This is a genomic window from Nonlabens spongiae (genome assembly GCF_002117125.1).
GTDB classification, from domain to species: Bacteria; Bacteroidota; Bacteroidia; order Flavobacteriales; family Flavobacteriaceae; genus Nonlabens; species Nonlabens spongiae.
Genome location: NZ_CP019344.1, coordinates 1884250 through 1910410 on the forward strand (window position 1 = coordinate 1884250; position 26161 = coordinate 1910410).

Sequence of the window (26161 nt, forward strand, 5' to 3'; positions counted from 1 at the left end):
TAAGAGTCTTAAGTCAGGCTTTGTTCACGCAAAGCCTAATCTTAAATCACGAGCAAAGCGAGCAATATGCTAAAAAAAAGAATCATACCTTGTCTAGACATCAAAGACGGGCGCACGGTTAAAGGAATCAACTTCGTTGGGTTGCGCGATGCAGGTGATCCAGTAGAGCTAGCCCAGCAGTATGCCGAGCAGGGTGCAGATGAGTTGTGCTTTTTGGACATTACGGCGACCATTGAAAAGCGAGAAACACTCGTTCCTCTTGTGCGTGAAATTGCTGCTGTTTTAAACATTCCGTTTACCGTGGGCGGTGGAATTAATGATGTGCGACTCGCAAAGGAAATTATCAAAGCTGGTGCCGATAAAATTGCCGTGAACAGCGCAGCCGTAAAGAGGCCAGAACTTATCAATGAACTCGCAAAAGAATTGGGAAGTCAATGCGTGGTCGTGGCGGTGGATACTAAAGCAATTCAGAATTTTGAGTTAAGAGTTCAGAATGATCATGATACGAGATTTAAGTCAGATGAAAATGAGATTCCGCATCAAGTGCGGAATGACAAATCGACTAACAAAGTCTTTGTAGGTGGAGGCCGCTACGAGACAGAGCGAGAAACGATCTCGTGGTGTATAGAATGTGAGCAGCGAGGCGCTGGAGAAATCCTTCTCACCAGTATGGATCACGACGGGACTAAAAATGGGTTTGCACTTACAATCACTGATGAAATCTCGCGCAAGCTCAACATCCCTATTATCGCTTCTGGAGGAGGTGGTACCGTAGAGCATTTTACAGAGCTTTTTAGCAAAACACAAGCCAGTGCTGGACTTGCGGCGAGTATTTTCCATTTTGGCGAGCTACCAGTTCCGGAATTGAAAGAACAGCTTGCTGGAAAAAATATATCGGTCAGGTTGCCTAGAACCCTGATCAACTAAAACAAAGCAGATGTCGCTAGAACCTAATTGGAATAAAGCTGTAGATGGATTATTACCCGTCATCATTCAAGACGCTAGCAGTCTTCAGGTTTTGATGCTGGGATATATGAATGAGGAGGCGTTCTCGCTTTCGCGAAAGTGTAACAGAGTCACTTTCTACTCACGCAGCAAACAGAGAATATGGACTAAAGGGGAAACCAGCAACAATTATCTTGATATCGAAGAAATCAAGTTAGATTGCGATCAAGATGCCATCTTAATAAAAGCAAATGCCCACGGCCCTACCTGCCATCGCGGTACGACGAGTTGTTTTGACTCGGTTTCAAAAATAAGTTAATCAGAAAGTAATATAGGTGCTGGGGCTTGTCCAGCATCACAGATAACATGATTATGTTCACTTTAAAAGATTTAGAAAAAACCATCCACCAGCGCATTGATGATCAGGTTCAGGGCAGTTATACCTACTCGCTGTATGAAAAAGGGATCAATAAAGTCGCTCAAAAGGTAGGTGAAGAAGCGGTAGAAACGGTGATTGATGCCGTAAATGGAACTGACGAGGATTTTCTTTATGAAGCCGCCGATTTGATGTACCACTATATCGTATTGCTCAAAGCAAAAGGCTTTTCCTTAGAAGACATAGAACGAGAATTGAGTAAAAGAAAATAGGCGACACTTCCCCAATGTGCCGCCTACCTCAATTTAAAAAATGTACTCAATTATAGGGCTAGATTGAACGAGCCATCTGTCACATTTAAAGTATCTGTGTCATCATCTTGATTACGTGCCGTAAACTCAAAAGTACCTTTGATATTTGTAGCAGTGCGTTCTGTAATGGTAATCGTACCTACATCGCCACTGTTCATATAAGGAGCTGCATAACTAGTAGATTCAAAGGTTGAGGTATCTACTATTGTATAGGTAGCCACGGCAGTGATGCTGTTTGCATCATCAAAGTCATAACTGGTTTCCTCAATTACTGGTCGTGTGACCTGGATGGTCATGGCTTCTCCATTCAGGTTAATGGCCGTGATCTGCAAAAACTCAGTACCTCCATTAGCTGTGATTCTACCTACAGTTCCCTGACTGATCGACTGAAAGGAACTCCCATTTACTCGAGCAATTACTTCTCCTTCTCCAGCCTCGCTTCCTCCACCTGATGAATCATCATCGCTTGAACAAGATGTTAAACTAATTGCGATCAACATCATCGAGATCGCAAAAATTGATTTGATTTTTTTCATAATAATTGAATTGTTGATTAATAATACAAAGTTGAGGGATCCCTCAGGTTCTTGAAATAGGGTAATTGCCCTATATTTAAGACAAATATCAACTACATTTTATACTTATCATTCATATAATTAAGCTGATCATCGATAAAAGCTTTTCCTGAGAGGTATAAGGCATCGGCAAATTTGTTTGAATCTACTTCCACCATCTTGGCATCTTTTGAAACTGTGCTCGTCCATTCTGTAACGGTCCACATATTCCCCACATCATAAGTCTGACTGGCTTTACCCCTATTGAAGGATTCTACTTTTACATTTTCAAGAACGCCGCTTATTTGTAATGGCTTTTTCAGGTATCCTTTCCATACTGTTTTTTTCAAACCAGATCCTTGTGATAGATTAAAAGCAGTCTCAAGGTCATAGACACTCTCTTGACCTTTCATACGCAAACCTTTTTCTACGGGCGCAGTAACAGATTTTGTGCCTAGGGCAAGATTGGTTTTGATTTTTGCAGTAGCTCCGGCCAGGCCATCCAGCCATCCACCACCGGTTTCACTCCAGCTCATGACTAAGGTAATATCGAGAATAATGGCGTCGTCCATCTCCTTTGAAAGTGCATTGTTACCGCCGCTCAACGCTGAACCGACGGCTTTGAATCCGCTGAGAAATCCGCGTTTTTTGGAATCCTTTCCTTCCGCCTCTTTTTTACTAGCCAAGCCGTCAAAACTAGAAGGGATTATTTCTAGAAATCCTGGCGTCGCGCTCTCCCGCATGATGGGACCTTTAAGCGGTACTGCTTTTTTATAAAACTTGGTTTCTTTTGCCTCATCTACATTGAGCAGTGTGTAACCTTTGGATTTTAGGTCAGTAATCAAGTCATCGTAAAGCTTGTCTACTTTGGCCTGCATGAGATCAGTATCTACACCGGTAAGTCCCAGAGCTGCTTTTGCTGTAGCTTCACCTCTTCCCTTTCCTCTAAATTCTCGCTTTGCCTTGTAGTCCACATCTTCCCTGTAGATTTCAACCAAAGCGTTAAAATTAGCAATATAGACTTCCTTCGAGGCCTTTTTCTTTGGCTTTTGTCCAGAGTCAAAAACTTTAGATTTTAATTCTCCCAGAGTTTGCGCTTTCGCGAAAGCGGAAAAAAGAAACAGCACTGTCAGGACAGAATAGATTATTGTTTTCATGATAAATGTGTTGAATGTTTTGTAAATATCTCACAACCAAAAAATCAGCTCAATAAGTCAACTGCCCTATTTTAAATACGGCCTAATTAACGCGGTCTTAACCGCAATAAAAGAGCTCAGGCTGTACTTTTAAAAAAAATTAAAAAATGAGTATGATTACCACACAGCCACTGTTAGATCCGATTACTTTAGGAGCCGTAGAATTAAAGAATAGAGTCGTTATGGCTCCCATGACCCGTTGCAGGGCAGACAATGAGCACCGTGCACCGGTCCAGAAACACATAGATTATTATACACAGCGTGCGGGAGCCGGACTTATCATTTCAGAAGGAAGCGAAATTTCTGAACGAGCACAAGGCTATCCATATGTGGCTGGAATATTTAACGAGGAGCAAGTAAAAGGCTGGAAAAAGGTAACGGATAGTGTGCATGAAGCTGGTGGGAAGATTTTTTGTCAATTATGGCACGTAGGTAGAACTTCTTTACCTGATTTTCATGGTGGAGACCTGCCGTGGGCTCCCAGCGCAGTAAATCCAGAAACTGAGCTTTACAATCATAAAGGTGAAAAGAAAAAGACCGTCACTCCACACGCGATGACTATAGATCAGATCAAGCAAACGGTCAAAGAATTTGGAGATGCAGCAGCAAATGCAAAAAAAGCTGGATTTGATGGGGTGGAAATCCACAGTTCAAACGGTTACCTGATACACCAATTCTTCAATGAGAATTCAAATCTTAGAACTGATGAATACGGCGGAAGCCAAGAGAACAAAGCTCGATTCTTTTTTGAAGTACTCGAGGCAGTCAAGGAAAGCTGGCCTGAAAACCGCATAGGCTGCCGTATGAATCCGTCACTTCACGGAGTTTTTGGTATTGAATCAACTAAAAATACCATTCCATTTTTTGACTATGTCATTGATAGACTAAATGAATACGACCTGGCCTACTTACACCTCTCAGAACCTTTTACAGACGTGAGTGACATCGATCATCTCGTGACTAATATCGCAGAGCATTATAGACCTATTTACAAAGGTAACTTGATAATCAATGGTGGATTTGATCGTGAGTCTGGTAACAAAGTGATTGCAGACGGCCATGCAGATTGTGTTGCCTTTGCAAAACTATTTATAAGCAATCCAGACCTTGTAAAAAGATTTGAACTCAAAGCAGAAACCGCAGACTGGGATCAGGACACCTTCTACACGCAAGGTAGAGAGGGCTACACAGATTATCCCGTGCTGGAAGAAGAAGCTGTCAAGGACTGATTTGCAAGTCCATTAAGAAGCATTTTAGGCAACTCAATTTGAAGATCGGCTATTTCACTGGCCGATCTTTTTGGTATCCATAGGTAGATAGATCTTAGTGTGCTCAGTAAATTAAATAGCATGGTATCTACGTGAAACGATTTGAACTCTTCATTAGTGATCCCGTCTTCTAGGATTATCTTGAAATCCCGTTCATAATCTTGTCGCATTCTTTGATAAGCCTCGTAGTCTTTTCCCTCAAGGTGCATCCAGTCATTATTTAGCACCGCAAGTTCAGCAGGGTAACTGAGCGCTATATTGATATGGAGCTGTATGAGTTGTTCCGCTTTCGCGAAAGCGGAATCCCCACCAGCACTGATCTCGTTCATACCACTACTAAAACTTTGTGCCACCTTCAAAACAAGAGAAGACAGTATCTCGTGTTTACCAGATATATGATTATATAGGCTAGATGCTTTGATATCAAGTTCTTCTGCTAGATCTCGCATCGTAATCGCAGAGTAGCCGCGCTCTTTGAATAGTTTTGCTGCAGCATTTAGTATCGCCTTTTTTCTTTGAGTCATGAATGGCAAATTCAAACTTTTTTAAAAACAGAGTTAGCTCACCTGCAAGTTACATTTAATTTTACTACATGATTGAAAATATAGAAAGCAACCCACTTATTGATAGACTACCGCCTCACCTAAAACAGTTTATCAAACCTCAGAACTATGAAGACTATACCGCTCAGGATCAAGCTGTATGGAGACATGTAATGAGGCGCAATGTTGAATACCTGAGTAAGGTGGCGCATGGATCTTATCTAGATGGTCTCAAAAAAACAGGTATTTCTATTGAAGAAATTCCCTCCATGTATGGGATGAATCGTATCCTAAAAGAGATAGGCTGGGCTGCAGTTGCAGTAGATGGTTTTATACCTCCAGCAGCTTTTATGGAGTTTCAAGCTTATAAGATTCTCGTCATAGCATCTGACATAAGAAAAGTGGAGAATATTGAATACACTCCTGCTCCTGACATAATTCATGAAGCGGCGGGACATGCACCTATCATAGCCAGTCCAGATTACGCTGAATACTTGAGGCGTTTTGGAGAAATAGGTAGTAAAGCTATAAGTAGTGCTCATGATCACGAGGTTTATGAAGCTGTGCGACTATTGAGTATTTTGAAAGAATCAAGAACTTCAGAAAATCAAGAGGAACTGACCTCAGAAATAAAAAAAGCTGAATGTGAGATCGATCGACTTCAAAATAAAAAGGTTGAGCCTAGTGAAATGGCTCTTATACGTAATTTACACTGGTGGACTGTTGAATATGGTCTTGTGGGCGACCTTAACAACCCTAAAATCTATGGTGCTGGACTTCTATCTAGTATAGGAGAAAGTAAGACATGTTTAAATCCTGAAGTCGAAAAAAGACCTTATAGTATTCAAGCTGCCTATCAAGATTTTGATATCACGCAAAAACAACCTTTTCTCTATGTCACACCAGATTTTGCGTATCTGAGTGAAGTCCTAGAGGAGTTTGCAAATACCATGGCAGTAAGGAAAGGTGGTCATCGAGGATTAAAAAAATTGATTGAATCTAAGTCTCTCGGAACTATAGAACTGAGTACCGGACTCCAAATTTCTGGAGTTTTCTCACGCATGATTTTAAATGAAGACAATGAAGTAGTCTTCTTTAAAACCCAAGGTAAAAGCGCTCTCGCTTACCGCGAAAAAGAGCTCATAGGTCATGGCGTTGCTGCTCACGCAAATGGATTCTTATCACCTATCGGCAAATTAAAAGGGATCAATCTCGCCATTGAAGACATGGGACCTAGAGATCTTCAAGCGTACAACTTTTACGATAATCAGCGTATTGAATTCACCTATGAAAGCGGAATTACCGTAGAAGGGCTCAATATTACCGGAATGAGAAATATCAATGGAAAATTGATGCTTATTCAATTTACGGATTGTACGGTAACCTACAAGGATGAAATTTTGTTCACACCCCAAGATGGAATTTTAAATTTAGCAGTAGGTAAGGAAATTGTTAGCGCTTACGCAGGACCAGCTGATTATCATAGCTTTGATCTAGTGTATCACAAGAGCACTACAGAAACGTACCAGTCAAGACTTTCTGAGAGGCAGAGAAATATCGACTTTTTATATTCTCGAGTCCGTCAAATGAGAAAAGATAAGCAAGTGGACATTCAAAAGTTAGATGAACTTATTGATGAGGTAAACAACACTTATCCAGATGAGTGGTTACTTATGAATGAACTCAAAGAATTGAAATTATAATTGATTTTAAATGTTGAATTCTAAAGTAATTTTAGTACCCACAGAAGGTATGCTACTTATTTTGAGATCTCCATTGAGGGACTGAGCACTAGCGTGCATTAGTTTTATGCCGCTGCCTTTTGCAACTTCAATAGAATCGTATCCTTGACCATTATCATGACAAATTATACTAACTGAACGTTTCTTAAAGGTTATAAGGTGAATATAAAAATCTGCAGCTGAGTGCTCAATCGCATTGTGAGCAGATTCTAAAAGATATTGCCCAATGAAAAAACCTTGCCTTTTGTTAGTTTTATACTTAAGTCTTCTGGGTAGTTTATTTTGAAGTTAGGTACTGGTTGGTGATCAACGGAAAGTATTTGGTGCAGTCCTTGGTTTAATGATTTTATTTTGTCCAAATTGATAGTCTTAGCTTCAATCAGATTGTTAATTAAAAAATGATAAGCTGATTTTTTACACCTGATGGGAACTGTTCAAGATTCTGTTTTTCATTTTCTAAAAATTGGTTGTCTTTGTACAGTTCATCTTTTATTAAAGTAATTTTTTTGGCCCGATTTTGACTTTCAAAATAATCGAGAATAGAAATGACAACTAATCCTATAGCTATACCTAAGAAAATGTAATTTACAATAGTCATATTCCAATTTACAAAAATGTTTAGTATGTCATTACAGCTCAACTTTAATGAATTTTAGAGACATACCAATTCCAGATAGAATTCTTTATTAAAAAAGCGATCCAACTGGATCGCTTTTTATCTATGTAGTCAGTTTCAGGACTCAGTCAAACAAGAAGTTCACCCAGTCCGTACCATTGAAGTAGGCGTAGCCTACCTTGAGTGAGTCGGAGGCATTTGTGTTGAACACCAGCAGGGAAGTTGCGGGATCCAGAATCGTCACGCGATCTGAACAGCCCTGTAGTGCCACCCTTGGGATCATCACGCCCCTGTTGCTGGAGTTCACGTGAAGTACCGCACTATCGTCAGGGGTATCGATGTTGATGCCCACGCCCGTATTGAGCGCAAGGCTGTCTATAAATGCAACCGTGGATCTTTGCGCGAGCGCTCGGTCCACCACTCCATCTCCGTCCGTATCCACTTCCGCACGTACCACGGCCACGGTCTGTACCTTGCTGAAGAGAAAGCTCTCAAACCTTCCCGATCCATCGGTCTTTCCATTCACCGTTGCAAGGGTTGCCTCCCCACTCTCCACCGTCAGGCGTACCGATACTCCCGGCATAAGCTGGCCCTCAGTGTCCCTTAGGGTAAGTCCCACCTGGCCACCATCGCCCAGCATATCTCCCACCGCATCCACGGCCTCAAAACGGGACTGCTCCAGATCGGGCATGCCCCTATCCAGCCCGGTATCTGCAAGGCCTACTGCCATGCATAAGGATACCATCGCTAATATCAACCTGTTTTTTCTCATCTCTTTCTTCTATCTTTTATGATCCTTCCCTTTCAGGAGAGACCACTTATGGTTTAATTGATTATAGTTTACAGACGTTCTTACGTTGCTCAATTCTAGGTCTTTGATCTCCTATCGCGCACAGACGCTCTTCCACTCGCTTCCATCCCAGAACACGAAACCGACCTCCAGCCCACCAACGGCTGCCGTGTTGTATACCAACAGTGTTACCGCGGGATTGGTTATCGTGGCCGTATCCGCCGTACCGGTAAGCGCCACCCTGGGGATCAATACCCCTTTATCCGTACCGGCAACTTCAAGCACCGTTGAACTGTCTGGAGTCTCCGTACCTATTCCAACGTGGCCACCCGTATTGAAGCTGGACACATCGGTCGTGAACTGTATCGCGGTGGGCGATCCCAGGGTCACCGTCGTATCTGGCGTACCGTTCCCTGTAGTGTCGTACATGGCCGTGAACTCCGATACGCCCGCACTTGCCGAGGTTACCGTACTCTCGTAGATACCCGAGGCATTGGTCGTGCCGCTCGGACTCGTGATGCTGGCAGGCCCACTGGTCTTCACAAACATCACCGCAACTCCATCCTGTGGGACGCCGCCGCTTCCTATCAGGCTTATGCGCAGCGTTGCCGTGTCGCCCATCGTATCCCCAAGCGAGTCCGGAGCGGACAGCTTGAACATCTGTGGGGTGTCGCTCGCACTGCAGTCGTTAAAGACCACCACGTCCAGCTCGCGCTCCGACGTGTTGGTGTCAGAGTCCGTACCCACCACCGTCACGCTGTAGAGGTTGTTCCCGTCAGTGTCCAGGGGCGACTCGTAGTCGCGCTCCACCATGCTCACCACTCCGTTTGAGGAGTTGATCGTGAACAGGGACGCATCAGGACCGGAAAGGCTGTAGGTAACCGTGCCCACCGGTGTGCCCGTGATGCTTGCCGCCGGGCTGGTGTAGGCAACGTTCTCGTTCACGCCCTGGTCGCCGTAGCTGTCGACGCTGAACTGCGCCATGAGCGAGAGCGGTAGCAGCAAAAGTGACAACATGAGTCCAAATGACGACTGGTTGCCGGTTTTGGAACTATTTTGGTTTCTTTTGTTTTGGTAATCCATTCTCAAGATTCGTTTTGGGTCCATGCCCGGTTCTATGTTTTGTTGGGTCCCGCTTCCGCGAAAGCGAGACCGAAATTTGAAATCTACTGTCTCAACTGATCACGTTCCAGACAGATACTCCTCCACTCTGCACCATCGAAGAACACAAAACCTACACCTAAAGAAGGACTCGCGTTTGTGTTGTAGACAAGCAGTGAAGTCGCTGGATTAGGGATCGTACTGGTATCCGAACAGCTCAACAGGGCCACGCTAGGTATGAGCACTCCCTTGTCCTCACTGAATACCTCAAGTACCGATGATGGGTGTGGCATGCTCACGGCTATTCCTACCTCTCCACAGGCTTCCCTGTCGTCGATGCTGGATAGGAACCTCACCGGTGTCGGGTTGCCCAGTTCCACATCGGTATCTGGTGCTCCGGTGGTAGCGGCATACCTCGCGGAGAAGGTAGGCGTGCCCACGACCGTGCTCGATACCGTCGCACTGAACAATCCACTGGCATCTGTGGTTCCCGTGCTGGTCGTCACGAAGCTCGCGCTGCCGCTCTCGAGGCTTATGCTCACCTGAACGCCTGATCTCGGAGCTCCACTGGCATCGGTAACCTCGACCTGTAGCACCGCGTTGTCACTGCTGGAGGCAACGCCTATCGGATCCGTTGCCCTCAACTTGTTCTGTACCACGTCTATGTCCTCGCATTCGTTGTTCACGATTACCGTGAAGTCATCTGTGGCAACCGGGCCCACGCTCGAGGTCGAAATGATCGTGAGGTTGTAGAAGTTGTTGGTGTTGTCATCAACCGGGTTCTCGAAGTCCCGCGCCACCATGCTCACCACTCCCGTTACAGGGTCGATCGTGAAGTCCGCTGCGTCAACGCCACCCAGGCTATAGGTAATCGTGCCGCCGGGTGAGTTGGTCAGGGTGGGAGCCACGGAAGTGAACGCATTGTTCTCCAGTACGGTCTGTGTAGGCATGTCCACCTCAAAGTCAAGAACATCCCTATAGTCCACGTCACCTCCCGCAAGAACATCTCCATCGGTATCGGTGAAGTTGTCCGTCTGGGTGCCGTCATACTTACCGCTTGGATCGTCATAGCCATCACCGGCCACAGGATCATCCACGGTATCTTCAAGACCGTTGTTGCCTACTACTCCGTCCGTGCGGCCATCGCCATTTGCATCCGTCAGACCGTCTCCGCTCTCGTCTATGTCAAAAAGGCCATCGTTGTCGGAGTCGGTATCCAGATAGTCAGGAAGGTCCGTGCCGTCCGTATTCTCTGGAGTTATACCAATACTTCCATCACCATTAGCATTTCCATTAGGAGTTACGTCGTAAGCATTATCCAAACCATCTCCATCATCATCTAGTCCAGTCGGAGCAATATACCCCACTGTTGATTGTGATTCAATGTTGTCCGGTATGCCGTCGTTGTCCGAGTCCAGGTCAAGACTGTTCACTATACCATCACCATCACTATCACCTTCTACAAGTAAGCATGAATTTGTGATAGTTGCTTCGATCCATTCAGTCCTACCACCCGAACGAACAGTCATATCAATCTGGATGAACTGAGTCTCATTTGCGAGGGTATAATTGTAAAATGAAGTAGTATTTACATTAACCTGATTAGTTTGTGGGTTCGTTCCACCTCCAGGGATGTAAGTTCCTCCAGTTGTTTCTGAAGTAACAGCTGTTCTATTTTGTGTGCCATTCCCCCAAATATCCAGTCTTATCACTGAGCCTGACTGATAGACTTGACCTAAATCAATCACGAAGTAATGATTAACGCTATTCATTGCAACACCATCGTCGGCAGTAGCCACTCCATCGTTTATCGCACTGAAGTTAGTATTGCCTGTTAGAACATTTGATTCTCCCTGAACAGCACTAGAGACTGGAACCGAAGATGAATTACATTCTATTTGACCGTTAAATTCCTCAGAATCCAAAATCCCATCATTATCGTCATCGATATCTACAGCATCTGGAACACCGTCACCATCAGTATCTAGCTCTACAGTGACTGTAACAAATGCATTGTCACAATTTGTTGTAGTACCAGTACCTTCTTGACATATTCTGTATTCAATCGTATAAACACCAGCCTGAACCCCTGCTCCAACATTTACATCTCCTGTTAAAGGATCCACAATAACTCCAGCATTAGTTGTACTGATTTGTGTAATATCGACATTTGCAACAGTAGCTTGTAAACCATCAACAGTATCATTATCCAGCACATTGATTATTCCGTTACTTGCTACTCCAGCAGTTGCACTAGCAGCATCATCAATTGCGTTGATTTCTGGAATATCTCGATAATCAACGTCTCCACCAATCAAAACATCACCATCTGTATCCGTGAAATTATCATCTTGTGTATCATCAAATTTTCCATTTACATCTGAATAATCGTCAATACCACCAGCGTCTACAGTGTTATCTAAACCATTGACTCCTACTGCTCCATCCGTACGACCATCATTATCTGCATCTGTTAAACCATCGCCACTTTCATCAATATCGAAGAAGCCATCATTATCTGAATCAATATCTAAGTAATCAGGGAGATCAGTACCATCTGTATTTTCTGGATCTAAACCATTACTTCCAGTTCCATCAGAATTACCAAATGGGGTATCGTCATAAGCATCATCCAAACCATCCTCATCATTATCCACGCCTAAAGGGGCAGTATAACCTGTAGTGCTTTGAGCTTCTATATTATCTGGAATACCATCGTTATCAGAATCAAGATCTAAATTGTTCGGAATACCATCATCATCAAAATCACAATCCGAAATTGAACCATAGATAGATCCAGTTGCTAGTGTCTGTCCTGTTACATCCTGATCTATAATGAATGTATTGGTAGTTCCTGAATTCAGAGTTACAGTGTTGAATGTATTGCCGTTAATCAAAACTAGAGGGAATAATGGTCCATTAGTCACCTTGCTTCCGAAGAAACTAACATTACCGCTATCATCAATTATAAGCCTAATTAATGGTGTATCCACATTGGATTCAGGACGATCCCAAATTTGAGGAATTCCACCCACTCCATAAGCATCACCATCTGCAAACTCAACCGTTACCGTTTGATCTGTTTGAAATTCAAATTCTTGAGTGGCCAAATCAACGCCATTGACATTTAAGCTAAATGCATTATCCAAACTTAATATGTCCAGTACGAAGTTATCTACCGGCGAAACTACCAACCCGGTTGAAGAGTTTCCATCTGCAATGCTGAAAGTTGTTTCGTCAAACCTAACTTCACACTCTTCAGTATCCAAAATCCCATCGTTATCATCATCGATATCAACTGAATCTGGGACTCCGTCGCCATCAGTGTCAGTCTCGACGGTAACAGTAACAAATGCACTGTCACAATTTGTAACAGTTGCTTCTTGGCAGATCCTATATTCTATCGTATAAACTCCTTCAGGAACTCCAGCGCCTACATTTACATCACCTGTTACAGGATCTACCGTTACACCAGCATTGGTCGTGCTGATTTGAGTGATATCCACATTTGCAACCGTAGCTGGCTGACCGTCGACAGTATCATTATTAAGAACATTTATTATTCCATTACTTGCAACTCCTGGCAGTGCACTTGCAACATCATCCACGGCATCTATTTGTGGCACATCTCTGTAATCCACGTCACCACCAGTCAAAACATCGCCATCGGTATCGGTAAAGTTATCAGCTTGCGTATTATCAAAGGTTCCGTTTACATCACTGTAATCATCAGCGATTTCTAGAGTATTATCTAAACCGTTGTCACCCACCGCGCTGTCGGTACGTCCATCACTATTTCCATCAGTAAGGCCTGAACCTGATTCAACGATATCAAAAACTGAATCATTATCTGAATCGAGATCCAAATAATCAGGATTGTCAGTTCCGTCAGTGTTTTCTGGGCTTAAACCTATTGAACCAGTTCCATCGCTATTACCATTTGGAGTTTGATCGTAGTTGTCATCCAGTCCATCACCATCAGCATCAGAACCAGATGGAGCGGTATACCCTAAAGTTGTCTGTGCTTCTATAATATCTGGAATCCCATCATTGTCTGAGTCTAGATCCAAACGATTTGCGATTCCATCACCATCTGCATCACATATTAACTCTGATTCCGAAGCGATTTCATCGCCACTCCAGGTTTCTGAATTAGAATACCTTGCAGCGTCCATAAGACCATCAAAGTAACCAGAAACGTCAGCAGAAGTACCCCCACCTATTGGGCCTCCTAAACCTCCATCACTTCCATGGCCAGGTATATTATTAAACGTCGTTGTAACAGTTGTAGCTGGAATTCCATCTAAGTACAAGTTCATTGTACCTGAGTCAAATGTTGCCGCTACATGATGATAATTGCCGTCTAGAGTCAATACAGTAGGATGTACGATGTCAGTTTGTGAGCCTACCCCACCATTTCTAGCACTATAAGTCAAAACATCGTCATCTAGCCACAGGGTAACACCATTAGTACCGCCTCCTTCTTCATAAATGATACGATCACCGACCAAGACATCAGGTTTTATCCACACTGAAAAGCTCAAGTTTGTATAGGTGGCTTCCATAAAGCCACCATCTTGACTGTATCGTATGGCATCATCCGTCCCGTCAAAGTTAGCAGCATTAGTTCCCTCAACCACATCTGTAGAGTAAGTCGGACTGGTTGTACCACCAAGGGCACGCTCATTGTTCCCGTTTCCAGAAACGTCATTTGTGTTACCATCTAAAGTCCAAAATGCATCAACAGTTGTAACAAAGGTTGCAGCTTTATCTGAAGTAGGACAAGATTCTTCTATATCATCAAGTATTCCATCATTATCATCATCGATGTCTGCGGAATCGATCACTCCATCTCCATCTGTATCAATACCGAGTCCGCTTACGGTAACGCTTACAGTAGCTATATCACAATTTGAGGGCAAGGCCGTTTGACAAATCTGATACACCAAAGTATAATTTCCTGCTGGAACCGTATCAGCTACGCTTAGTTGACCTGCGGGATCAACGGTGATTCCAGGATCAGAAGAAGAAATTGTAGTCACTGATACATCTGAAATTAAAACAGGATTTCCATCCAACGTATCATTATCCAAGACATTGATCACATCATTAGCAGCAATTCCTTCATTGGTTGTAACAGCGTCGTCTATCGCATCAATAATCCTAGGATTATCGGTTATATCTCGATAATCCACATCGCCGCCTAGATTGACATCACCATCTTCATCGTCAAAGTTGTCTTCTTGGGTGTTATCGAAGTCCCCTTTCGCGGAAGCGTAATTATCACTGGACTCGAGGGAATTATCAAGACCATTGAATCCAACTGTTCCATCTGTCTGACCATCACTATTACCATCAGTCAGTCCTGAACCAGATTCATCGATGTCAAACAGTCCGTCATCATCTGAATCAAGATCCAGATAGTCAGGATTCAGGCTGCCGTCTGTATTCGTTAGCGTTAAGCCCGTGGCGCTTGTTGTGTCATTATTTTCATAGCTTGCAAATAGACCGTTTGCGCCCACACCTCCCGAAGGAGCGATATAACCCGTTGTGGATTGCGCCTCGATGTTATCTGGAATACCGTCATTATCGCTATCGAGGTCAAAAGAGTTGATAATACCATCATCATCAAAATCCAATGCAGTACAATACCTAAATTCATAAAATTGAACTGTAGAATTAGAAGCATTAGCTCCATCCTTACCATGCTTTATATTCACAGTATCTACAGGACCGTTAGCAGTGATCAAGACAGAGCTAGCTGGTGCGAGATTTCCACTGGATGAGTTGCTGGTAATTGATTGAGGTGAATTAAAAACTAGATCTGCTCCTAGATTAATATCAGTTATTGTAATAGGCACATCCACTCCATCCAGACTAGCGGTTAGGTTTAACCTATCTTGATTGTCCAAGCCACCCACTTTAAATTCAAATTCATAAACAGGTTCACTAAATTCAAATTCATGAAATGCAAAGTCACCGTTAGGAACATTAGACTGCTGATTTTGAGCATTAATAAACACACCGTCTACACCTGTATTTGTAGTAGTAGATATTCCCGAGTTCCAAACTGCAGAACCTTGAAGACTATAAGTATAATCCATTGACGCTCCATTAAATGGGTAGATTCCAGCTTGTGTTCCAGGGTCAGCGGTTGAAGAGAAAGTACTACCAATTGCTACAAAGTCTGTTGCAGGACAAGTAAAACCTTCATCTACATCAAGAATACCATCATTATCATCGTCGATATCAACATCATCAGGAACACCGTCGTTATCACGATCATTATTTGTAACCGTTACAAAAACGGTAGCCGTATCACAGTTTGATGGACTCGCTGTCTCACAAATGCTGTAAATTAATTCGTAGGTACCATTGTTTACGGCAGCAGATACGTCAATGTTTCCATTAGCGTCTAGCGTTATGCCTGGATCATCAGAACTGATTGTCGTCACCGTAACATCTGCCGGCGTTACAACTACACCGTCCAAAGTATCATTATCCAGTACATTGATTAAATCATTGCTCGTTGTCCCTTCACTATGTGAGGCAAAATCGTCGTTTGCGTTGATCAAAAGCACATTTACATCATCATCACGGTAATCTACATCACCGCCAGTGTTTACGTCTGAGTCAGCATCCGTAAAGTTGTCGTCTTGAGTATTATCAAAACTACCGTTGACGTCGGCATAGGTATCTAGGGTTTCCAAGGTATTATCCAACCCATTATCACCCACCACACCATCGGTTCTACCGTCAGTATTGCCATCTGTCAAACCGCTACCGCTCTCGTTGATATCAAAAAGACCGTCCTCATCAGAGTCTACATCCAGATAATCTGGATTTCCGACCTCATCTGTGTCTACAACCTGTATCCCCTCTGAACCGATACCCAGGTTGCCGCCATTAGGCGTGCTGTCAAAAGCATCGTCAAGACCGTCTTGGTCAGCATCTGAACCACTGGGTGCGACATAGCCTAGAGTGGATTGACCTTCGATAATATCAGGGATACCGTCATTATCAGAATCCAAATCAAACTGGTTTTCTATACCGTCTCCATCTGTATCACAAAATGTAGCTTCACCATCGCCCAAGACTGAAAATGGAATGGTCGTCTTTGCTATGGTACCTGATGAGTAACTTACCGAAAGAGTCTGACCTCCTCCATTCTCATAAAATAGTACCTCAAAATCATAGACTCCCGGTGTCAGGGCAATGGTTCCGGAATTCTCCACAGGACCATGATCGCCATCGTTGTCAACGACCTCATTTCCATCAATGAAAAGCTTTGAACCATCATCAGAATTTGTGAAGAATGTATAGGTTTCTGAGGTGTTTATTTCAATGCGACCTAAATATCTAATCGAAAAAGTATCGCCATCAGCTGGAGTTACAACGGATTGTAAATTTGCAACGTTAAAATCTGACACAAATCCGGTTCCAGCAGCAGTTGCTGAACCTTCTGATATATTATCCACAGTATTACCAGCCGGAACACTGTCATAAAATTGATACCTCAATCTTCCAGTAGTTCCCAGGCCACCGGAACAAATGTCTTCGTCAATATCTAGAATACCATCGTTATCATCATCAATGTCAACGCTGTCCTCTACTCCATCGCCATCGCGATCAAATACGGCGTTGACATCTTCCCTATAGTCTACATCACCGCTCGCTGATTGTGCGTTGGAGTTGCTGTCGGTAAAGTTGTCAAACTGAGTATCGTCGAAAATTCCGTTGACGTCGTTGTAGTTATCTGCAGATTCCAACGTGTTTTCTAGACCGTTGTTGCCTACAGCTCCATCTGTTCTACCGTCACTGTTTGCATCGGTCAGGCCAGATCCTGACTCATTGATATCAAATAGGGCATCGTTATCAGAATCCAGGTCTAAATAGTCAGGGTTGTCGATTCCGTCAGTGTTTTGAGGAGTCAATCCATTTGATCCCACTCCGTTGCTATTGCCATTGGGCGTATCATCAAAGCTATTATCCAAACCATCATTATCGTCGTCAGAACCAGAAGGTGCTACATACCCCACCGTAGGTTGCGCCTCGATAATGTCTGGAATACCATCGTTATCTGAATCTAGGTCCAGACTGTTGGGAACACCATCGCCATCATCGTCACAGGCTGATTCATCTACGGTGATCGCAATGGAATCGATATCAAAGTCTGTGATACTGGGCGTGCTTTGCTTGGTGATACGTAGATACCTGAACGATTGGGTTGATTGAAACGTAGAAGTTACCGCAATTTCAGAGGTTGTTGAAATTGGAAAAAATGCGGCTCCAAACGTGCTGCCATCTAACGATTCATCGATGATGGGTTGAGCTGTTCCTGTTTGCCCGGGTAGTCTTCTCCAAGTAAAGGTAATATCAGTTCCCGGAGCAAGCGTTCGCCCAAAATCAATGGTACTGATGTTTCCATTTGTAGTCCATGAAGCGAAAGCGCCATCAGAGGGTCCTGTGATATTGGCTATGTTCGTGACACCCGTGGTCGCTTGAGTTGCCACGGCATTTGCCGTTTCTGACGTGCATTCCTCCGTATCTAGGATACCGTCATTATCATCATCTATGTCAACAGTATCAGGTACACCATCTCCATCAGTATCCACGCTATCTATATCATCTCGATAATCGACATCTCCATTTACTGAAAGCACATCGCCATCTGAATCTGCAAAGTTGTCTGATTGCGTATTGTCAAAAACTCCATTTACATCAAAATAATTATCATTTATTTCTTCCTCAGTTATTAAACCGTTATTACCAACAGTTCCTGTAACCTGTCCTGATGATTGAGCTAAACCTCGACCAGATTCAACTATATCAAAAGCTCCATCATTATCTGAATCCAAATCAAGATAATCAGGATCATCCGCACCATCTGTGTTGACTGGCACAATGTCAGTTCCACCTTGAGCCGTCTCGTAATTATCATCTAGACCATTGTTGTTGGCATCGGTCATCCCAGCTCCTGATCCACTAGGCGCTATATAACCTAAAGTCGACTGTGCTTCTATGTTGTCTGGAATACCATCGTTATCCGAATCAAGATCTCTAGAATCTGGGATACCGTCGTTATCTGAATCAAGAGATGGCAGTCCACAAGAAATCCTTAGGGAATAAGCCATAGCAGGTTCAGTTCCGCCACAAATAACACCTACGTCTGCGCTCGCGTCAACGTCGATGATAATTCCCGGCGTACCACCACCTACGTCGATAACTTCAACAAGTCTGTTCAAAGCAGGCGTTACAGCTTCCAAAGCACCACACTGAGTGGTTACATTATAGGTTGTAGCTGGAAGCGTTTCATTATTGAAACCAATTTGGAAAGTCTCTGTAGCACTGTTTAAATCACCACGTGCCAGGAGGTTATCGACCAAAACAAAATCTCCGATTGACACATTCAAACCTGATGCGTCATAAACCACTTCAGAGGTACCTCCAGCAGTTGTAACCTGTCCGTTTGTATCTAAAGTTTGTTCTGAGCTATCACATGTATCACCCTCTAGTGTATCTGGAATTCCATCGTTATCATCATCAACATCTGTACTGTCGTCGATGCCATCCCCATCATTATCTGATATACAAATTGCTGCTTGAACATTTGAATCTGTTGAACTGATGTCGTTTTGACCACCGTTAGCTTGATTGGGAACACCATTAGCATCGATACCAGTGACGGAAACATCGAGCTCCTCATCTGCGTCAAGATCTGTAAAGTCAAAACCACCATCACCCTCAAGAGCATCAGGACAACCATCATTATCTGAGTCTGTATCCAAATAATCTGGGATCAGATCTCCGTCTGTGTCTATATCTGTACATTGTTGATAAGACTGAATCTCTAAATAGTCTACTTCGAGAATACCACCATTATCCACAGTCATTAAGAGACGTATATACTTGGTATCGCTCAACAAAGTATAGGTAAATGTGGAGGCCGCAGTAGAAGAAGAGGCAAAGGAAGACGAATTGCTGGTAACACTTCCATCGAAATTTGATTCTTGAACCTGAATTGTCTTGGTTGCAGCTGTAGATGCAAAATAGCTGATTTCAATATCTGTTCCCTGTGGAACGGTAACTCCTAAATCTATTACCAACTCATCATTAACGGTATCAAACTGGGCACCATTTGAATTCACACTGTCTAGAATAGCATTCTCATCAGCTACACCATTATTAACAAAAACATCATTAGCTCCTTGAGGTGCCGTGTTTGAGCAAATACGTTCATCAACGTCAAGAATACCATCGTTATCATCGTCATCATCATCCACATTATCCGCACCATCAAGATCATTATCCTTGTCCAGAATGAAGATTTTTCCATCCCCATTATCAACAGTTGCCGCCGTAGTTATAACACTGGTTATCGTAGAACCTATCGGCACTATGTCTTCTAAATCAAAAAGTGCAATTCCGAGTGTACCGCCGTTTTCAACCACTCGATCTGAAAGCCAATAATCAACATTTCCAGTGGGGGCCGTTACATCACCTGGAGTTCCCGTTCCACCTGGACCAGAGAATGCTCCTCCAGCAGGATTCACAAATGTTTCTCCTAGACTTGTGATGTTTGAAGTTCCAGGAGCAGAACCAATTATTTCGATATGCAAACAATTGTTCGCATTTCTTTCCGTCACCGCAATAATAGAACCTGCTGCCGTAACAATATTGTCGAAAATTAGCGTTTGCTTTTGACTGTTGGTGGTGTCTATTGCCCCAAAATTATCGCAAATGCTAGCCCCATTACCATTTGATTCAAAATAATGATTAAGGTTTCGATCTTGATAAGCCGCAAGTGCAGAATCATCCCAAGTCGCACTAGCGCTGGTATTTTCAACAGTTGTACCATTGAGAAGAATATTGTTTCCTCCATTTCCTGCAGGCCCCACTTGATTAAGCACGTACCCTGTAGGAGCGATCAAATCGTTATAAACAACTCCGTCAACAGTTATACTTTCCAAAAATGCAGGTGAACTATTTGTAGGTTGAGGACCCGCCCATTGAAAAGAAACGTCGGACTGTATACTAGGAGCATTAGTTTGAGAAAATGCATTAATGGAAAAAATAGAGAAAATTATGATCAAAATTCCATGTGAAATTTTGGTCTGATACGAGTGTCTGAATGCGTTCAAAAGGTAATTTTTAACCATTATTTTGGGGTTTAGAATGGGGTAAAACATCCTAAAACAAAATTAATTTGATATCATTTTATAATAATTAATCATGAGTTATATACCGAAATAAAAGCGATAAATTGACATATGCAACACATCAAAAAACACTCAATAACTCAACATTGCCACAACATATATAATTTAAAACACTGATTATAAGAACTGTAATTTTATATTTATCCGATACAGCAGGGATGTCATGTCACTATGTAGTTGATCGAATTTTGTCTATGTGACCCAACTACAACGATATCGTTATCGTTTAAAAAATCGACGAAGTGTTGAGCTAATAAGATTAACAGTAATCTGTTAAAATTAAGATTCTTATAGCAGGATATTTAAACATGGCTTTGACACGATTTTTAAAAGAAAAAGGATTTCATGAAACGAGCAAGTTTACATTCCTTCTCTTACTAATCTTTTCAATTATTAAGAGCTCTCAAATAAATCGATTTTATATACTCTTTATGACAATAGAGTATTAGAAAAAATTTACCTAAGCTGGAACATTAATTCTTTGCTAGACTTAAGTACAACTTAATTTGATTGTAAGGCTTACAGCCGCATTGATTTTTACCATATCAATCTTTATTGTTGCCCATTAGTTCACGGGCTCCACTTTCACATTTCTAAGAAAGTCTATAAACCAGATCAATTATCGAGTCTGCGGATCATGGATCTATAAAGCTCCCATATTCTAAAGATAGGTTCACTACCTGAAAACGAACTGGCTAAGTGACTACATTCACCAGAGCAGAAAGAAATACCACTAGTGCTTTGTAATCAATCACCGAAGAAATTAGTAAGAAATATGACCTCTTTTTTACAATCGATGGTGATATAGAGCTTATCGTTGAGCGTACAGTTACTGGTCTTTCCGCTATTGCCAATCGTATTCCTATAGGTGCCTCAACGAAGTTCGATGGAATAACAAAACCCATGTTCCTAATTAGATTACAGATACGCTGATCATAGCAATTGGTATTGCTAAGTATGTGCAACTACAGGTGCCCAATTCAAGATTTATTGTCCGATGTATGAGTTTATCAATTGAGTTTAAGAACAGGTGGTTTAAAAATGCCACCTAGAGAAAGTAGAGAACGTTAATTGTATCTGCTCCGTATGATTTTATAGAAAATTTCGCATCTAGATGTGCTGATGGTGGAAATCAACGCATCCTCATGAGCACTGAAGTACCTTCTCTGACTTTGGCTACTAATCGGTAATACGCTTTTATATAAGCGCAACTATGTATGTTGAGACGATTTCAGCGGCACAAGTTGAAGACTTATAATTTTAGAATAAGATGGACACGATATCAATCTTTTGAAAACTTAAGCGACATGGTTGTTCTAAGAACACCTATATCAACCTATTCTTCCGCGCCTTCTCAACAGCTTCTAGTTTAGAATGAACCTGCAACTTTTTGTAAATGTTCTCAATGTGCTTCCTTACCGTACTGGGAGATAGAAAAAGGTTATCTGCAATCTTTGTGTAGGACAAGCCTTGGGCAAGTTGCTCCAGTACATCAACCTCTCTATCGGTCAGCTTAAAATCTTCTTCTTGTGACTCGGCAACTTTGATGGGAGAGCGTAGCAATCTTAATGTTTTCAGAGCAATGGAAGGGGTCATGGCCGCTCCACCCTGCATGGTAGATTCTACACCATTTTTAAGTTGTTCAGGCTGTACATCTTTTAATAAATAACCATCCGCACCGGCTTGAATAGCATCAAAAACCAAATCGTCATTATCAAACACGGTTAACATGATTATTTTAATATGTGGATATAGGGATTTAACCTCCCTAGTCGCCTCCACCCCATTCATGATCGGCATTTCTATGTCCATAAGAATGATGTCAACGTATCTATCCTTTGCTAACTTTTCTATACAATCTTGACCATTTACCGCCGTAAATCTGAGGTCAAATGCGTCGAAAAAACTCAATTTCTCTTTAGTGGCCGCAGTGAGAAAGGAATTATCATCTACTAGCGCATACTTGATTGTGTTCATGATGAGGTTATTTAATTTTCCGCTTTCGCGAAAGCGAGATCATTATTACACCCCACTAATCTATAATAATAATTAGAATGAAGGTAATTCTCGGTAGATAGACGTTCTAAAATGGACTAAATACCTATTTTTAAGTTATGAAATTAGATTACCAGCACAATAGAGATGGAGGCAGGTTCACTGTAACTGATTTTACCTGTAACGCCTCTCTTGAGATGCTTAAAGACAAAAAATTATTTAAAATCATATGGTGTCGTAATGGCAAAGTAAACCTACAAATAGATGGTTATAAAGTTGAACTCATTGCAGGTCAGGTTCTTTTTTGTACACCTGTAAATCAGGTAGATATTCCTAAAAATAATCATGAAATCGTTGCCTATCTATTCAACAGAGAATTTTACTGCATCTTACAAAACGACTCAGAAGTCTCATGCATGGGAATGCTGTTTTATGGATCTAAGAGTGCTCCCATTGCCGATTTAAATGATAAGGATATCAAAAATTTTGAAGCAATTCTTGTTTTGCTTAAAGATGAGTTTCAAATCAAAGATCTAATTCAAGGTGAAATGCTCAGAACCTTACTTAAAAGAATGTTGATCACCGCAACTAGATTGATTAGGAATCAGCAATTTAACAGCAGCTCTAGTATAAAGCAAATAGAATTAATAAGAAAATTCCATATTCTAGTAGAACAACATTTTAAAGAAAAACACGCGGTTGCAGACTATGCTAAACTCCTTTATAAGTCACCCAAAACGCTCTCTAATTTTTTTAAAAAGCACGAAGTCTCATCTCCTTTAAAAATCATTAACGACAGAATTATTTCTGAGGCAAAACGATTGCTTCTTAATTCCAACTTAAGCGCAGAAGAAATAGGCTATGAACTAGGTTATAAAGAGCCGAGCCACTTTTCAAAATTTTTCAAAAAGCATGTAGGCATGTCACCACTCAGTTTCAGAAAAAGCTAATACTGAAATCTTAAGCATCACTCAATTTACAAAAGCATATAGTATATATTAGTTTATACTTTTCTGTAAAGCGCCCTTTAACCAATCAATTTTCCAAAGAAATTTTGGGCTCAATCCTTTTCATAACCCTTAATTTCAACAAGAGATAGCTATCATTTAAACTACAAACCCGATCTCTAAAACTTTGTTAATTTGTCTATATTAGCCTATTGCAAAATCATTTAGATGAAAAGATTCCTTATCCTCGTTCTTATAATATCAGGTTTCTGTTTTGCGCAATCACCGCTTGATACCGCACACGCAGATCTTAAAAATGCTGAAAATGCTAAAGACAGCATAAAGGCTTATCAAGACATTGCCTGGTTTATTCAGCGCAGTCACATTGATTCTTCTTTTTATTACAACGAGAAAGCTCAAGCCATTGCTGAACGTATCAATGATCAAGATGCCATAAACACAAACAATAAAGAACTTGCTGGGTACTTATATCGTTCAGGAAAGTACGAGGAGGCCAAAAAGGCTTACCTAGATGTTTTAAAAATTTACGAAAAAGCCGGTGACAGCCTTAATGTGGCAAAAATTAATACCAATCTAGGTGCCGTCTATCAAAGTGGATCTGAGTCTCAAAAAGCTATGGAAAGCTATATTAGTGCTTTAAGGTTTTTTGAAACTGATGAAAAATATCTGGCAAATACCGCCACTACTCTAGCTAACATAGGTGTGCTGTACAAATCCATGGGCAACACCCAGAAAGCACTCGATTCTTACTTAAAAGCAGAAAAAATTCATCAAGCTACGGATAATGTCATGGCACTTGCCAACATCAAACTTAATCTGGGTGGGCTGTATGTAGATCAAAAAGACTTTGAAAAGGGTGAAAAGTACCTTACGGAGGCAAGAAATATTTGTCTAGAAACCAATAACTACTACACGCTCGCGGCTGTTGATCAAAATCTAGGAACAATTGAAACCGCAAATGGAAATTATGATGATGCTCTCGAGTATTTCAATGAATCTTTAAGCATCAAAACACAAATAGGCGATTTGAATGAAGCTGCAACCACCAAAGTGAGTATCGCCACCATCCAGACTGAATTAGAAGATTATGATTCTGCGGTTAAAAATTTGAAAGAAGCCATTTCAGTATTTGAAGAAAACAACAATTCAGAGCGATTGTTGATCGCCTATCCCGCGCTCAATGCCGCTTACATTTATATGAATGAGCAGGATAGTGCTTTTGTTTATTTGGACAAGTACACGATGTTGCGAGACAAAATCGCTCGAGAAGATGCGGTAAGAATTACCTCTGAGCTTGACGCAAAATATGAAGCTGAAAAAAAAGACCGCCAGCTCGCAGAACAACGTAATGAGATCCTAAAAAAAGAGCTAGAAGTCAATCAGCGCAACAATATGCTCATTCTATTGGGACTTGTCTTGCTTGCAGCATTGATTTTAGGTTACTTATTATATAGACAGCAAAAACTAAAAAACAGACAGCTCAAACAAGAGGCAGAATTAAGAGAAGCGCAAGCACAATTAGAAACTCAAGAAAGATTGCAACAGCAAAGACTGCGGATATCGCGTGACTTACATGATAACATCGGTAGTCAGCTTACCTTTCTCATTTCCTCTCTCGACAATCTTAAATACGCTCAAAATGTAAGTAAGGAAATTGCCAATGAGAAACTGGACAACCTCAGCACCTTTACCCGATCTACCATTACAGAATTACGCGACACGATCTGGGCAATGAACAAAAATGACATTTCAATCCAAGATCTCAAGGACCGTTTATTGATTCATCAAGGCAATGCTCAAAATGCGGGTAAAAACTTCACCGTGGAATTTGCTGATAATGTGAACGTGAACGAGCAGTTCAATTCTGTAAGGGGAATGCATTACTTCAGGATCGTTCAGGAAGCCATCAATAATGCTATGAAATATGCAGATACTGATGATGTTTCCGTAAAATTTGAAAAACAGGGCAACCAATTGGTGACTCGCGTAAATGATCGCGGTAGGGGTTTTGATCCTGAAAAGCAAGAAACTGGTAATGGCCTCAGAAATATGAAAGAACGGGCCCAACTTATGGAGGGCAGCGTAAAGATTCATTCAGAACCAGGGAATGGAACAGAAATCACCATTTCTGCTCCCGTTAATTGATCCTATTACTCTGAGATAATTTCTAGAGTTCGCACATAATTTTTGACCGAAGCCTGAACTTGAGCAAGTCTCAAAACATACTGCGGTAATTGAACAGCAAGTTCTTGATGGTCATCAAGGCAAGCTTGAATATTTTGATCCGTCCATCGCAGTTCTTGCATGAGCAACTGATTTTTGGCACGGTTCTCATGAGCCAGAACCGATTGTGATCTCCTGATCGTTCTCAATTCCTCCCGCTGCTTTGAAGCTGCCCTCATCATTTTATTATTCCGTATAATAATCGTGATGATGCCTATTAAAAACAGCAACATTATGAGCAATACGAAATAATTGAGAAAAGCATTCATGGCAGCATCATGCAGGGTTTAGATTTAGAATAGATTTCTACGATAT

The 26161-nt window shown here is 41.8% G+C and carries 14 protein-coding genes and 1 pseudogene; 6 read left to right on the top strand and 9 right to left on the bottom strand.

Going from position 1 to position 26161, the window contains the following annotated elements:
- Window positions 1-66 precede the first annotated feature (66 nt).
- Complete coding sequence (gene hisF, locus BST97_RS08710) at window positions 67-927, top strand: imidazole glycerol phosphate synthase subunit HisF (RefSeq protein ID WP_085766872.1); 861 nt, start codon at window positions 67-69, stop codon at window positions 925-927.
- A gap of 10 nt (window positions 928-937) precedes the next feature.
- Window positions 938-1593, top strand: a pseudogene (gene hisIE / locus BST97_RS08715) (bifunctional phosphoribosyl-AMP cyclohydrolase/phosphoribosyl-ATP diphosphatase HisIE).
- 50 nt (window positions 1594-1643) lie between these two features.
- On the opposite strand, the gene BST97_RS08720 reads toward hisIE, so the two are convergent.
- Both BST97_RS08720 and BST97_RS08725 read right to left on the bottom strand, forming a co-directional pair.
- Window positions 1644-2168: a DUF6252 family protein gene (locus BST97_RS08720; protein WP_085766873.1), complete on the bottom strand. Its 525-nt coding sequence runs from the start codon at window positions 2166-2168 to the stop codon at window positions 1644-1646.
- Between the two features lie 92 nt (window positions 2169-2260).
- The gene (locus tag BST97_RS08725) at window positions 2261-3343 is read right to left on the bottom strand and encodes a hypothetical protein (protein ID WP_085766874.1); all 1083 of its coding nucleotides are present in this window, start codon (window positions 3341-3343) and stop codon (window positions 2261-2263) included.
- Window positions 3344-3495: 152 nt separating this feature from the next.
- Between BST97_RS08725 and BST97_RS08730 the strand changes: the two genes are divergently transcribed.
- On the top strand, window positions 3496-4611 hold the full coding sequence (locus BST97_RS08730; RefSeq protein WP_085766875.1) for an alkene reductase: 1116 nt from the start codon (window positions 3496-3498) through the stop codon (window positions 4609-4611).
- On the opposite strand, the gene BST97_RS08735 is transcribed toward BST97_RS08730, so the two are convergent.
- Window positions 4575-5174, bottom strand: coding sequence for a TetR/AcrR family transcriptional regulator (locus BST97_RS08735; protein WP_085766876.1), 600 nt, complete (start codon window positions 5172-5174; stop codon window positions 4575-4577). The two genes, BST97_RS08730 and BST97_RS08735, sit on opposite strands and share 37 nt — an antisense overlap.
- Before the next feature lie 68 nt (window positions 5175-5242).
- On the opposite strand from BST97_RS08735, the gene BST97_RS08740 reads away from it, so the two are divergent.
- Window positions 5243-6895, top strand: a complete 1653-nt coding sequence (locus BST97_RS08740) for an aromatic amino acid hydroxylase (protein WP_085766877.1) — start codon at window positions 5243-5245, stop codon at window positions 6893-6895.
- 430 nt (window positions 6896-7325) lie between these two features.
- Here BST97_RS08740 and BST97_RS08745 read toward each other — a convergent pair whose 3' ends face one another.
- The 5 genes from BST97_RS08745 to BST97_RS08765 all read right to left on the bottom strand — a co-directional run bounded on the left by BST97_RS08745 (window position 7326) and on the right by BST97_RS08765 (window position 22637).
- Window positions 7326-7532 carry a hypothetical protein gene (locus BST97_RS08745; RefSeq protein WP_085766878.1) on the bottom strand — a complete coding sequence of 69 codons (207 nt, stop codon included), beginning with the start codon at window positions 7530-7532 and terminating at the stop codon, window positions 7326-7328.
- 142 nt (window positions 7533-7674) lie between these two features.
- A complete protein-coding gene (locus BST97_RS08750) occupies window positions 7675-8322 on the bottom strand; it encodes an Ig-like domain-containing protein (protein ID WP_157111559.1) in 648 nt (215 codons plus the stop codon).
- A 111-nt stretch (window positions 8323-8433) separates the two neighbouring features.
- Window positions 8434-9423 carry an Ig-like domain-containing protein gene (locus BST97_RS08755; protein ID WP_157111561.1) on the bottom strand — a complete coding sequence of 330 codons (990 nt, stop codon included), beginning with the start codon at window positions 9421-9423 and terminating at the stop codon, window positions 8434-8436.
- Window positions 9424-9506: 83 nt separating this feature from the next.
- Window positions 9507-20600 (bottom strand): beta strand repeat-containing protein, encoded by an 11094-nt coding sequence (locus BST97_RS08760; protein ID WP_169711556.1) that lies wholly within the window; start codon window positions 20598-20600, stop codon window positions 9507-9509.
- A 1386-nt stretch (window positions 20601-21986) separates the two neighbouring features.
- A complete protein-coding gene (locus BST97_RS08765) occupies window positions 21987-22637 on the bottom strand; it encodes a response regulator (RefSeq protein ID WP_085766882.1) in 651 nt (216 codons plus the stop codon).
- Between the two features lie 137 nt (window positions 22638-22774).
- Here BST97_RS08765 and BST97_RS08770 point away from each other — a divergent pair, with 137 nt between their 5' ends.
- On the top strand, window positions 22775-23605 hold the full coding sequence (locus BST97_RS08770; protein ID WP_085766883.1) for a helix-turn-helix domain-containing protein: 831 nt from the start codon (window positions 22775-22777) through the stop codon (window positions 23603-23605).
- Between the two features lie 225 nt (window positions 23606-23830).
- Window positions 23831-25768 carry a tetratricopeptide repeat-containing sensor histidine kinase gene (locus BST97_RS08775; protein WP_085766884.1) on the top strand — a complete coding sequence of 646 codons (1938 nt, stop codon included), beginning with the start codon at window positions 23831-23833 and terminating at the stop codon, window positions 25766-25768.
- Between the two features lie 5 nt (window positions 25769-25773).
- On the opposite strand, the gene BST97_RS08780 is transcribed toward BST97_RS08775, so the two are convergent.
- Entirely contained in the window at window positions 25774-26079 is a 306-nt protein-coding gene (locus BST97_RS08780) for a hypothetical protein (protein ID WP_085766885.1), read from the bottom strand.
- Window positions 26080-26161 lie beyond the last annotated feature (82 nt).